Below are 12144 nucleotides of genomic sequence, written 5' to 3'. Positions count from 1 at the left end.
AAACTCGAGATCATCAATATTGTGAAAAGGCTCTTATTCACAGTCTGGTTCCGCCAGGATTGGCTGCGGACTTTCAGAAAGGTAAACCGATGAGCAACCCCTTCGACGACGAAGACGCTCAGTTCTATGTGCTGGTCAATGACGAGGCCCAGCACTCCCTGTGGCCCGTCTTCGCCGCCATCCCCGGCGGCTGGACCATCGCGTACGGTCCGGCGCTGCGCCGCGACTGCCTCGACTACGTCGAATCGCACTGGACCGATATGCGCCCCAAGTCGCTCATCGACGCCATGGCCGAAGCCGAATAGCCCCGCGGACCACTGCTTTTCCGCGAACCACCCAGAAAGGAAAACCCATGGAAGGCGTAGACATCGGAGCCATCCTCACCACGGTGCTGAACTTCCTCAGCGCCGGCTCCAGCATCAACTACAACCCGAACGCCGCCTGATCCGTCCCGACGGCACCTCTGAAAGGACTCGAGACATGGATCTCGGCAGCGCCGGCTTCACCAGCCTCCTGCAAGCCATCGCCCACCTGATCGGTTCGGGCTCCGGCATTTCCGTCACCCCCGGCACACCCACCACCCCCTGAGGACCGCCATGGACAGCGGCAGCGCCATCGACAACCTGCTCGGCTGCCTGGCCGAAATGTTGCTCACCGGCTCCTCGTTCACCTTCCCGCCCACCGCGGGCTCCTGAAGGCGGCGGGCCGCCAGAACCGTTCCCCTCCTGGCGGCCCGTCGCCTAACCTCGATCTGGAGCCGGGATCCGGCGGCGGAAGGGGATACGCATGACCACCTTCGTATTGATCCACGGCGGCGGCGATGTCGGCTGGTACTGGCATCTGGTCGAGGCCGAACTCCGAGCCCGCGGCCACGAAACCATCGCCCCCGACCTGCCCAGCGAAGACAACTCCGCAAGCCTGAACGACTACGCGGACACGGTGATCAAAGCGGTCGGCGACCGCGAAGACCTGGTCCTGGTAGGCCAGTCCTACGGCGGCTTCACCGCCGCCCTGGCAGCCGACCGCCTCCCGGTCCGCGTACTGGTCCTGGTAGCCGCCATGATTCCGCTACCAGGCGAAACCGCCGCGGACTGGTGGACCAACACCGGCTATGCCGAGGCCGTCCAGAAACAAGCCGACCTGGACGGCGGCCTGACCGGCAACGCCGACCCCTTCATCAGCTTCTACAACGGCGTCCCCCGCCCCCTCGCCGAAGAGGCGATCAGCAAGGAACGCGAAGAATCCACCACCGCCTACAACTCCCCATGGCCACTCGACGCCTGGCCCCAGATCCCCACCAAATTCGTCCTGGCTCGAGACGACCGCTTCTTCCCACCCGACTTCTTCCGCCGCCTGGTCCCCGAACGCCTGGGCATCACCCCCGACGAAATCCCCGGCTGCCACTGCGTAGCCCTCAGCCACCCCCACGACCTGGCCAACCGCCTCGAAACCTACGCCGCCGAACACGGAGACGTGCGCTGACCGCCCAACCCGTCGAACCGCCCGGCGCTCGAATTCATGGCGCAGCGTCGATCCTGATTGCCAAGCCCGGGACCGAGGTGCGGTTGCCGACTCCTGCGGATGAGCGGGCGGCGCATCTCTGGTGGGTTCGTGAGCCGTTGGGGGAGTTGCCGTCTGCTGGATACCTGTTGGAAACCTTGGGTATCTGTCACAAAATTCGGTCGCGCCGGACCGGGGGGATGCGGCAATAATCCGGCATGGAGATGTTCTTTATCGCAGTCGCTTTCAGCGTCGGTTGTCCACTGTTCGTTGCACTGCTGGTTGCGGCGCTGACCAGTTCGTCCCGGCGACCGCCGCGGCCGCCGGGACCCTATCGCGGATCCGGATGGTCGCCGCAACGGCAGTGGAACGGTTCTTACGACAGCAGCGGTGGGGGCTATGCGCCGCAGTACGACGGGTCGTATGGGGGTTCCGGCTACTACTACAGCGATTCGGGTTACGACAGCGGTAGCAGTTCGAGTTCCAGCTCTTGTGACAGTGGCAGCAGTTCGAGTTCGAGTTCCAGTGACAGTGGTTCGAGCAGTTCGAGCAGCAGTTGTGACTAGGGCTCAGCGGAGGGGGTAGCGGCGGTCGATTATGTCGAACATGTTGGGCTGGCCCGCTTTGTAGAGTTCTCGGTCCAGCAGTTTCAGGGGCTCCCAGAGGGGCATGGTGAAGCGGGGGGTTATTTGGGCTTGGGGGTGGGGGGAACCGGAGGCGTGCAGGATGGCATTGGCTGCTTGCCTCCCACCTTCGTTCGCGCCTTCCATGCAGGCCACATTCATTTGCGTCTTGATCCAGTCACCGGCCAGGAAGAGGTTGTCGATCGCCGTCCAGGCTTCGGGGCGGTCGAACCAGGAGCCGGGGTTCTGGATGAATATGGCGTCGTCGTAAGCGATGTCGGGGGTGCCCGCGCCGGTGAGGGCAGGATCGAGCAGCCAGGAGTGGAGTAGGTCGTCGGTCAGCTGGATTTCGCCGTCGTCGTTGACGTGGGCCTTGATCTGGGACCAGGTTTCGAGGGCGATTTCTTCGGGGGAGCACTTGTCGGCGGTTTTGCCGTTGAAGGTTCCGGGCTCTTCCCACTCGGAGATGATGGCGGACAGGACTTCTCGGACGCTGCCGTCGCCGTAGCTGGATACGGGGCGGTGCCAGAACTGGGCTTCGCTGATGGAGGTCAGGCCCCAGGGGGCGTCGTTGTAGCCGACGTGGCCGTTGGCCAGGTCCACGCGCTTGCGGAGGAAGAATTGGATGCCGACCATCCAGGCGGACTGGAGGTTTCGGATGCGGTCCAGGGTGGGGTCCGCTGCGGTCAGGTCGTCGGACAGGATGGGCGGGATCTTGTCGAGGGGGATCGCGGAGAGGTAGTAGTCGGATTCGACGGTGTGGCGGGAATCGCTCGCATCGGTGACTGTGGCCGCGGTGATGTGCGCGCCATCGGTGGTGAAGCCGCTGAGCTGGTAGCCCTGGTGGAAGGTGACGCCTATGGAGCGCAGGTAGTCGATCCACGGGTTGATCCAGGTTTCGCTGGTGGGGCCGTTGAGGACTCGATCGTTGCCCTTGTTGTCGCCGTCGTTGTTGAGGTTCAGCAGCGACCACACGTACTCCTCGCCGACCAGCCCGATCGAATGCGCGCTGCAATTGACCGATTTGGTGGCCACCAGTTCGCGAATGAACCCGTCGCCCAGGAAGCGGTTGTACTCGGGGGAGGACACGTCCAGGCGGGCGAAGTCGGTCCAGGTCATGCGTTCCCACTGCCCGAGTTTGCGTTCGGTGCAACTGGATACGTACACGGCCAGGCGTTCGGCGGCGAACACTGCCTCGTGCAACGGCAGCCGGAACAAGGTCTCGAACACTGACGCCACCGAATCGATGAACCCCTTCGGCGTCATCGGGAACTGGCTGAACGGCAATGGGAACGGCAGCGGAACGGTGAGATTGTGCCGGTCCATCCCGGCGATCATGGCGGCGTTCAACCGCACCAGGTTGTCCCACACCCCGTGCGGGTTTCCGGGAAACGGTATGCGCCGCAGCGTATCCGGCAGATTGTGATAGAAGCCGAAGAAGCTCCGGAAGCCGTGCTCGCCGGGTAGCCCATCCGGTGCGTAGATGCTGCGCGTCTTGCCGCCGAAGTCGCCCAGCTTCTCGAAAACCTCGACGGAGAACCCCCTTTCGGCGAGCTCGTGCGCGGCGGTCAGCCCGGCCGGTCCGGCCCCGAACACCGCGACGCTGCGACCGGGCTGCGCGAAGGCCCGCCCACCGGTGGGCGCGAGCGTCAGCGCCGCCGCGATACCCCCTGCCCTGGCTGCGGTCCGGATGAATTGTCGTCGCGAATGTGGCCCCATGAGAGTCTCCCGCCAGTCTTCCAACTGGCGGCTATGTTAATGATAATTCTCAGCGTGGATATGGGATTTCATCGAAGTAGATAGCATTAAGTTGATAGAAGTTCTTTGATCATGAGGAACTTTCGAGCTACATCGAAACCAGACGCATCAAACTGATTTGATGTATTCTGGGGAGGGTGAAGGCATTGGACGGATCGCCGGTCCCCTTGCTGATGCGCATCGCGTCGCACCCGCTGCGCTGGGCGCTGATGTCCGAACTGGCCGCCGGCGATCGCCGGGTCGGGGAACTGGTCTCCGCCCTGGGTGAGCCGCAGAACCTGGTCTCCTACCATCTGCGGCTACTGCGTACGGCCGGACTGGTCGTCGCCCGCCGCAGCAACTTCGACGGGCGCGACAGCTACTACCATCTCGATTTGGCAAGCTGCGCCACAGCATTCGGCGCGGCGGCCACCGCCCTGCATCCGGCCCTGCGCCCAGCGGAACGCCGCTGGCCGTCCGGCAGCTCGGTGCTGTTCCTGTGCACCGGCAACAGCGCCCGCTCGCCGATGGCCGAGGCCCTGCTCCGGCACCGCGCCGGTGACATCGACGTCACGAGCGCGGGCAGTCACCCTGCGGCCCAGGTGCATCCGAATGCGGTACGGGTGCTGCGCACGGACTACGGCATCGATCTCGAACCCCGTCCGCCGCAATCCCTCGAGGCGCTGGCGGGCCGTCGGTTCGACTACGTGATCACCCTGTGCGACAAGATCCGCGAAGTCCCGCGCGATCACGGATCCGCCGTCACCGCGCACTGGAGCCTGCCCAATCCGTCCGACGCCGGCACGACCAATCGTGCGACCTATCCGGAATTCCGGCGCGTCGCACGGGAACTCGACACCCGTATCGGGTTCCTTCCGCCATAACACTCGGATCGGAGATCGTCATGACCGCCACGACACCCACCACGCTCGCCAACGTCCGCTACTTCATCGACGATGTACCGGCGGCCGTCGACTTCTACACCACCCACCTCGGCTTCACCGTCGAGTTCGATTTCTCCCCGGCCGTCGCCGCGGTGGCGCGCGGCCCGCTGCAACTGCTGCTGTCCGGCCCCACCAGCTCCGGCGCCCGCCCCATGCCCGACGGCGCGGTGCCCGAGCCCGGCGGCTGGAATCGCATTCAGCTCATTGTCGACGACCTGGCCGCCGAGGTCGCCCGGCTCCGGGCCGCCGGTGTCGGGTTCCGCAATGACATTGTCAGCGGCCCTGGCGGACAACAGATCCTGTTGCAGGATCCCTCCGGCAATGTCGTCGAGCTGTTCCAGCCCGCACCCCGCCCCGAGTCGCGCTGACGCCCGCAACCTGCACTCTTTGCCTGATTTGTCGCGATCGCGCTATTGGTACGGAAACCGAATAGCAAACACTCCCGGCGCGCGTCCGAGAACAAACGGATTCGCCGACCGATACTGAACTGGCTAGTTGCTTGGTATTTTCAGACGGGCACGCGTGGATTGCCGAACATTCGCTGCGGTTTGAACCGACCTGGCAAGGAGTGAGGGCTTGTTATTTCGAACGGCACGGTCATTCGGAAAGACGGTCTCGGTCGCCACGGCGGCCGTGGCAGTTGCGGTGGGGATGCTTTCGACCACCGGCGCACCACGGGCCGCGGCGGCGCCCGATAATTGCGCGGATCTGAACGTCATCGCCGTCCCCGGCACCTGGGAGACCTCGCGCGAGGAGAAGAGTCAGGGCATGCTCGCCCTGGTGACCCGCGGGCTACCGGGCTCGGTGCGCACCGATTACGTCAGCTATCCGGCCACCGCCCTGCCCTGGGAGGGCGAGGTCTACGGCTATTCCAAGCGGGAGGCCATCGCCAATCTGCGCGGCATGATCAGCGCCATGGCCGGCCGCTGCCCGGCGACGCGTTTCGCGCTGATCGGCTACAGCCAGGGCGCGGACGCGGCCGGTGACGTGGCCGCCGAGATCGGCACCGGACTCGGCGTGGTGCCGCCGGAGCGGGTGGCGGCGGTCGGGCTGCTGGCGGATCCGCGGCGCTCGCGCACCGATGCGCTGGTCGGCCCGCCGGTGCCGGGCGCGGGTGCGGGCGGGCCGCGCGTCGGCGGGTTCGGCTTCCTGAGCCCGAAGGTGCGAACCTTCTGCGCGGAGGGCGATTTGTACTGTTCGGTGCCCAATGACGATCTCGCCGGGCGCTTCGCCGGATTCTTCACCCAGCTCTCCGCACCGGATCCCCTGCAGGTCGGCAGCTATGTGCTGACCGTGCAGTCGATCATGGCCGAAGCGCTCTTCCCGGGCATCAATGCCATCCTGGCGGCGCCGCCGGACGATCCGGCGAGCGAGCAGTGGGCGCGGCAGGTGCAGGAGTTCATCACCTCCGGCGCGCATCAGTCCTATCCCCGCTATGTGGTCGACGCCAATGGCACCACGGCCACGACCTGGCTGCACAACTGGCTCGTCGATATCGCGAACCAGCCTGCCTGATCGCGTAATTCCCTGCGGCACAACCTGATACGCGCATAACCAAGACGGTGCGGGCCACCTGCGTGGCCCGCACCGTCTTGTCGTATCGGCGGCCCGAATTCGACTCGCGCCCTCCGCTTCCTGCATTCGCGAATGTTCGGCAAATATATTTGCTCCAAGGAATCGCATAAATCGCCCGAAACAGTTCGTCCCCTCGCAGATCGCTATTACTGGAGAGGAACAGCATGAGCCGGAGTGACACGATCGAACCGCTATCCGCTGGCCTGTATTGGGATCGGGACGGCGACATCTGGCAGCGCGAGGACGCCGGCTGGCGACTCATTCTGCAGAGCGGCGTCTCGGTGGATCCGATTTCGCTGTGGGAATGGGAGAGTGGGCACGTTCGCGATTACGCGCCCTTCACACCCGTGGTCTCATTCGCCGTCGCCTGATAACCGCGCCGGTCAGCGACCGGCTCCGGCGCCGAAGAGGGTGACCTCCATCAATCGAATAACCCGCTCCTGCGGGCAGATGCGCGGATCGTCGCCGAATACCCGGCCCAGATCCACCACCAGCCCGAAGGCGGCGTGCACCAGAATCCGCGCCTCACCCTCGGACAGTTCCGGCCGCACCGCCACCAGCAATCGCACCCATTCGGCCACGATGAGCCGCTGCACATTGCGCAGCATGGTGCGTTCCTCCGGCGCCACGTGCCCGAATTCCGCGTAATAGACGAAAGTCAGTTCCCGTTCGGCGAACGAGCCGGCCACATAGAGGTCGATGAGCTTGGTCAAGGCTTCGGCGGAACTCGACGAGGAGGCCACCGCCGGGCCGATCGCCCCCGACACCCGATCCGCCGCCCGCCGGAAGGCCGCCGCGAGCAGATCGCCCTTGCTGCGGTAGTACCGGTACACCGCCGAGGCCGCCGACAGATCCGCCGCCGCGGCGATGTCCTCCACGCTCACATTGGGATAGCCGCGCTCGTGGAACAGTTCCACGGCCTTCTTCAGCAGCAGTTCGTGTTTGAACGACTGCGGGATCTCGACGGCGCGCGGCTGCCGGGCCTCGGTCCCCGGCGGCGGCAGCTCGGTGTCGACGACCGACCGGCAGGCCGAATGCAGCAGCGCGGTCAGCGTTTTCACCGGCAGCGCGGCGTGATGGTCGCCCACGCTGCTGATCACGCTGAGCAGCGCCACCGCCCGCACCGCGCGATCGTGCCCGTCCAGCTCCGGCCGCACATCCTTGATGAGCTGCCGCAGCGTGGCCAGCGCCGTGGCGAACTGGTCCTCGAGGGTCCGCCGGTCGGTGTCGTCGAGATAGCGCCGCTCCCAGCGCACCAGCGTGACGGTGGCGCGATTGGCGATGGTCTCGCCGATCATCTTGTCCAGCACGCTGTCCAGCCGCTGCCGCGGCGTCAGCCCCTCGGCGGCGTCCGGCGGGACGGCCGCGTCCACGGTCAGCTGCCCCAGCCGGAGCAGCTCCTCGCGGAACAGCGCGTACTTGCTCGGATAGTGCCGATACAGTGCGGCCGAGGAGATTCCGAGACGAGCGGCGATGTCCTCCATGCTCACCCCGTGATAGCCGAGCGAGCCGAAGGCGGCCGCGGAGGTGGCGGCAATCTGGGCGCGCCGGTTCTTCGGGCGGCGCCGGATCACCCGCTGCGGCTCGACGGTCATATCAGCAATGGTAGTCACCAGGTCTTTTGCGTCCCTGCCGGGTTGAGGGCGAGGGGTCACGGCTGCGTCTGCCGGGCCAGCGGGGAGTTGACCTTGTTCACCAGCCAGCGGTCGCCGGAACGCTCCAGCCGCATGACCATCGAGAGCTGACCGGGGGCGGGCTTGTTCTGGGTGCCCAGGCTGGTGATGGTCTGGCCGATCACCACGATGGCCTCGGCCGAGTCCTTGTCGCTGGTGCGGATGGCGCATTGCACGTCGGTGGCGGTGGAGACCACCTCGCCTTGCGTGAGGACTTCGCGCAGATCCTTGCTGGTGGAATCGAACTGCTGCTGCCAGTCGCCGGTCGCGCCCGCGAGCACACCGGTGAAATAGGTGTCGAGATTCTTGGCGTCGTAGGTGGCGAGCTTCGGGGCGTACTCGCAGGCGGCGGTGCGGGCGGCCTCGCGGGCGTCGAGCAGTTCCTGCTTGTCGTTGTTCTGCACGAAGAGGAACACGCTCGAGCCGACGGCCGCGCCGACCACCAGCGCCGCGGCGGCGCGCACCGCGATCGTGCCGCGCGTCCCGAGCGCGGGCAGCGTGAAACGGCGCTTCGGGCCGATGGATTCGGGTTCCGATTCGGGCTGTTCCGTTTCGGGCTTCGCTGCTGCGGGCCCTGTCGATTCGGCCCCGTCCTCGACAGACGCGTCCTTGTTCAGGTCGATCTCACTCATCTGCTCGCTCCTATCGGGGTATGGGCTGGGAGAGTTCGTCACCGGTCACGCCGGGCGGCGCGGTCGCGCCGTTGTCCGGCACATCGGGCCGCGGCGCATTGGCCGACCCGCGAATCTGCAATGCCGGATCGGTGGTGACGCAGTAGTTGTAGAGCCGCACGCGGGTATCCACGACGGCCTGCGTGGGAACCACCGGGATGGTGTCATATTCGCAGGTCGGGCGCGGCCAGGGATCGACCAGCGTGTGATACGCCCCGTCGTGCGCGGGCACCCCGAGCGATTCCGAACCCACCCGCAGCGCCGGGAACAGCGCCGCGATGGCCGGCGCCCGCAGCTTCGCCGCCCGGGTGATGGCCACGAAGTTCGTCACCAGATTGGTCATGGGATCCTCGGTTTCGGTGAGAAACCCGCCCAGGGTGGCCAGCTGCCCCGGGCCTTGTTGCAGCAGATCGCGCAATTCCCGGTCCGCCGCGGCGAATTGGTGGAACAGCGCGCTGCCCGCGGCCGTGAGCGTGCCCAGATCCGGCTGCGCGTGCGAGGTGGTCTCGGCGATGACCTCGAGATTCTCGATCAGCTGCCGGGTCTGCGGCAGCAGATCGGTGAGCCCGGCCATGGCGCGGCTGATGCCGGAGATCATGTTGCGCAGCCGATCCGGGCCGCCGGCCAGGGCCTTGTCCAGCTCGTCGATGATGACGGTCAGCCGGTCCGGGTTCAGGCCGCCGATGAAGTCGCTCATATTCGCGAACACCGACTGAATGGTGACCGGCACGCTGGTGCGCGAACGCTCCACGACCGTGCCGTCGCGCAGGTACGGCCCGGTATCGGAATCGGGCCGGAAGTCGAGATACTGCTCACCGGCCGCCGACAACCGGCCCACGGCGACCGTGCCGCCCACCGGAATTCGCACCGAATCCTCGATCTCGGCAATGGCCGCGACGCCGTCCCCGGAGACCCGGACCTCGCTCACCCGGCCCACCCGGCTGCCGCGGAAGGTGACGTCATTGCCCGCCGCGAGCCCGCCCGAGGAGGCGAGCTCGACGGTGACGGTCATGGTGTGCGGCAGCGGATTGAACCGCAGCACATAGCCGCCGATATAGCCGCTGCCGATGATCAGCACGACGACCAGGCCGATATTGGCGATCCCGATGCGCCGCCGCACGATCCACTGCCACAGCGGGGAATTCATCGTTCACCGTCCTGCTCGGGCGTGAGCTCCGGCGTCACCCCGGGGATGGCTCCGGGCTGCTGCGGAGGACTCGTGAGCCTGCCGAAGACCTTCTCCAGCACCTGCGTCAGGCTGCCGATGAACTGCCCGGCATCGCCGAGCTCCGGCCAGCGGCTGCCCGAGGGATCGGTGAGCGCGCCGATGCTCAGATACGACACCGTCGCGGCGACCGCCAGCGCGGGCCCGTCGAAGCTGGCCATGAGCGAGGGGTAGAGGTTGTGCAACCCGTCGAGGGTCCCGGCGAGGTTGTCGCCCATCTGCGAGAAGCCCGACATCAGCGCCTGAATGCTGGTGAACAGGCTGACGAATTCGGTTCCGGTGGTGTCGCTGAAATCGCCGAGCGCGGACATGGTGGTCGAGACCTTGGTCAGCAGATCCACGATCTGCTGGTTGTTCTCGGTGAACAGGCCGATCAACTGCGGGAAGGTATCGGCGGCGGTCCCGAGTTCGGCCTTGCGCTGCGCCAGTTCCCCGGCGAGCACGTCCAAGCCGCCGAGCACGCTGTCGATATCCCCGGTGCGCTGATTCAATGCGGTGATGACACTGGTCATCTCGGTGATCAGATGCCGCAGCTGCGGCGCTTTCCCGGCGAACATGGAGTTCATCTCGGTGGTGATGCGCGCCGCCTGATTGATGCCGCCGCCATTGAGCAAGAGCGAGATCGACATCATGAGATGTTCCACCGAGGCCCCGGCCGAGGTCCGGTCGGTCCCGATGGTGTCGCCGTCCCGCAGCGGCTCGCCCGCCTCCGCCGTGGACGGCAGTGTCATGGCCACGAACATGTCGCCGAGCGGAGTGCCCTGCCGCAGTTCCGCGGTGGTGCCCTGCGGCAGCCGAATGTCCTCGCGAATCAGCATTTCCACATCGGCGATGAAGTTCGTGGTGCTGATATCGGTGACCACGCCGATATCGGTGCCGCCGATCTTCACGTGCGCGCGATCGGGGAGATTGAGCGCGTCCTTGAAGGCGACGTGAATGGTGTAACCGGGCCCGCCGATTCCCGGTTTCGGCATGGGCACATTGCTCACCGTGACCGCGCAACCGCTTGCTCCGGTGAGCGCCGCGGCGGTGAGCGCGGCCGCGAGAGCGCGAATTCGTCTACTCATTCGATACTCGCAATCCCGAGCAGTGCGGCCGTGAGTCCGAAATCGGGCCCGAAGTCCTGGATCTTGCCGGTCCGGCAGCCGTCCAGGCGCATCATGACGCGCTCGCAGAAAATCGACAGCGCCTCGCCATCGAGCGCCGATTTGTCCAGCAGGCCGTGCAATCGCAGCGCCTGATGTTCGGTGCTGGTGGCATTGGCCAGGTTCTGGAACATGAGCGGGGCGACATCCACGATCTCGGTGAGACCGCGGGCATTGAGCCGCATCTGCTCGGTAATGGTCACGAAGCGCGCCAGGGCTCCGGCCAGCTGATCCTTGTTCTCCCCGACGAGGGTCGCGGTATTGGTGACGAAATCGTCGAGTTGCGCCAGCACGGCTTGCAGACCGGGCGCCTGCTCGCCCATGAGGCTCACCAATTCGGTGAGGCGGCCGCTGAAGTCGCGGACGGTCTGATCATTGGACGCGATGATCTGGGTGATCTCATTGAGCTTGATGATCGTATTGGCGATCTGGTCCTTATTGGCGAAGGTGACCTCGAAGGCCGAGGAGAGCGCGTCGAGGGTCTCGCGGAGCCGGTCGCCATTGCCGTCGAGCAGCGGGAACAGCACGCGGCTCGCCATGGGACCGGTGTCGTTATCGCCCTTCAGCGCCGCCCCCAGCTGATCGAAGTTGGCCAGGATCCGGTCGAGCTCGACGGGAACCCTGGTGCGCGGCAACGGAATATGCGCGCCATCGGCGAGGGTGGGGCCCTCACCGGTGTAGGCGGGAGCCAATTCCACATGCCGGTTGGTTATGAGCTGTGGATTGACCAGCGCCGCCATGGCGTCGGCCGGAATCCGCACATCGCGATCCAGCGACATGACGACTTCGACGTAACTGCCCTTGGGCGTGACGGATTCGACCGAGCCGATGGGAACGCCAAGGACCGCAACCTCATTGCCCGCGTACAGTCCGGCCACGTTCTCGAAGTCCGCGCTGATCCGCATCCGGTCGCCGAGATACTGCCCGGGCAGCGAGCTCACGCTGTCCGGCAGCACCCCGCAGCCCGATCCCAGCGCCGCCGCGCAGCACACCGCGGCCAGCTTCAGCAGCGTCCGCGGCCTCGTCCATGCCCTCATCACCGACACCGCCC

The 12144-nt window shown here is 66.0% G+C and carries 12 protein-coding genes; 6 read left to right on the top strand and 6 right to left on the bottom strand.

Annotation, left to right across the window (positions count from 1 at the left end; all coding sequences use genetic code 11):
• Positions 1-89 precede the first annotated feature (89 nt).
• Both ACFVIV_RS15905 and ACFVIV_RS15900 read left to right on the top strand, forming a co-directional pair.
• Positions 90-305 (top strand): MbtH family protein, encoded by a 216-nt coding sequence (locus tag ACFVIV_RS15905; RefSeq protein ID WP_379196757.1) that lies wholly within the window; start codon positions 90-92, stop codon positions 303-305.
• A 481-nt stretch (positions 306-786) separates the two neighbouring features.
• Positions 787-1482 (top strand): alpha/beta fold hydrolase, encoded by a 696-nt coding sequence (locus ACFVIV_RS15900; RefSeq protein ID WP_379196755.1) that lies wholly within the window; start codon positions 787-789, stop codon positions 1480-1482.
• A 587-nt stretch (positions 1483-2069) separates the two neighbouring features.
• Here ACFVIV_RS15900 and ACFVIV_RS15895 read toward each other — a convergent pair.
• The gene (locus ACFVIV_RS15895; protein ID WP_379196753.1) at positions 2070-3842 is read right to left on the bottom strand and encodes an FAD-dependent oxidoreductase; all 1773 of its coding nucleotides are present in this window, start codon (positions 3840-3842) and stop codon (positions 2070-2072) included.
• A gap of 176 nt (positions 3843-4018) precedes the next feature.
• Between ACFVIV_RS15895 and ACFVIV_RS15890 the strand changes: the two genes are divergently transcribed.
• The 4 genes from ACFVIV_RS15890 (at position 4019) to ACFVIV_RS15875 (ending at position 6750) form a co-directional block, all read left to right on the top strand.
• A complete protein-coding gene (locus tag ACFVIV_RS15890; RefSeq protein WP_379196751.1) occupies positions 4019-4744 on the top strand; it encodes an ArsR family transcriptional regulator in 726 nt (241 codons plus the stop codon).
• Positions 4745-4764: 20 nt separating this feature from the next.
• Entirely contained in the window at positions 4765-5172 is a 408-nt protein-coding gene (locus tag ACFVIV_RS15885; RefSeq protein ID WP_379196749.1) for a VOC family protein, read from the top strand.
• A gap of 283 nt (positions 5173-5455) precedes the next feature.
• Positions 5456-6319, top strand: a complete 864-nt coding sequence (locus ACFVIV_RS15880; RefSeq protein WP_379196747.1) for a cutinase family protein — start codon at positions 5456-5458, stop codon at positions 6317-6319.
• 224 nt (positions 6320-6543) lie between these two features.
• Complete coding sequence (locus ACFVIV_RS15875) at positions 6544-6750, top strand: hypothetical protein (RefSeq protein WP_379196745.1); 207 nt, start codon at positions 6544-6546, stop codon at positions 6748-6750.
• A 12-nt stretch (positions 6751-6762) separates the two neighbouring features.
• Here the strand turns inward: ACFVIV_RS15875 and ACFVIV_RS15870 are convergent, their stop codons facing one another.
• The 5 genes from ACFVIV_RS15870 to ACFVIV_RS15850 are packed head-to-tail and all read right to left on the bottom strand — an operon-like array spanning position 6763 to position 12130.
• Entirely contained in the window at positions 6763-7974 is a 1212-nt protein-coding gene (locus ACFVIV_RS15870) for a TetR/AcrR family transcriptional regulator (protein WP_379196743.1), read from the bottom strand.
• 56 nt (positions 7975-8030) lie between these two features.
• The gene (locus ACFVIV_RS15865) at positions 8031-8684 is read right to left on the bottom strand and encodes a hypothetical protein (protein WP_379196741.1); all 654 of its coding nucleotides are present in this window, start codon (positions 8682-8684) and stop codon (positions 8031-8033) included.
• Between the two features lie 10 nt (positions 8685-8694).
• Entirely contained in the window at positions 8695-9870 is a 1176-nt protein-coding gene (locus tag ACFVIV_RS15860; RefSeq protein ID WP_379196739.1) for an MCE family protein, read from the bottom strand.
• Positions 9867-11015 (bottom strand): MCE family protein, encoded by a 1149-nt coding sequence (locus ACFVIV_RS15855; protein WP_379196737.1) that lies wholly within the window; start codon positions 11013-11015, stop codon positions 9867-9869. Before ACFVIV_RS15855 ends, ACFVIV_RS15860 begins: the two co-directional genes overlap by 4 nt.
• Positions 11012-12130 carry an MCE family protein gene (locus tag ACFVIV_RS15850; protein WP_379196735.1) on the bottom strand — a complete coding sequence of 373 codons (1119 nt, stop codon included), beginning with the start codon at positions 12128-12130 and terminating at the stop codon, positions 11012-11014. The genes ACFVIV_RS15855 and ACFVIV_RS15850 overlap by 4 nt, the downstream gene beginning before the upstream one ends.
• Positions 12131-12144 lie beyond the last annotated feature (14 nt).

Source organism: Nocardia sp. NPDC127526, from assembly GCF_042672265.1.
Lineage (GTDB): Bacteria > Actinomycetota > Actinomycetes > Mycobacteriales > Mycobacteriaceae > Nocardia.
The sequence above is the reverse complement of the archived record's forward strand: the minus strand, read 5'-3'. Positions and strand labels throughout refer to the sequence as shown.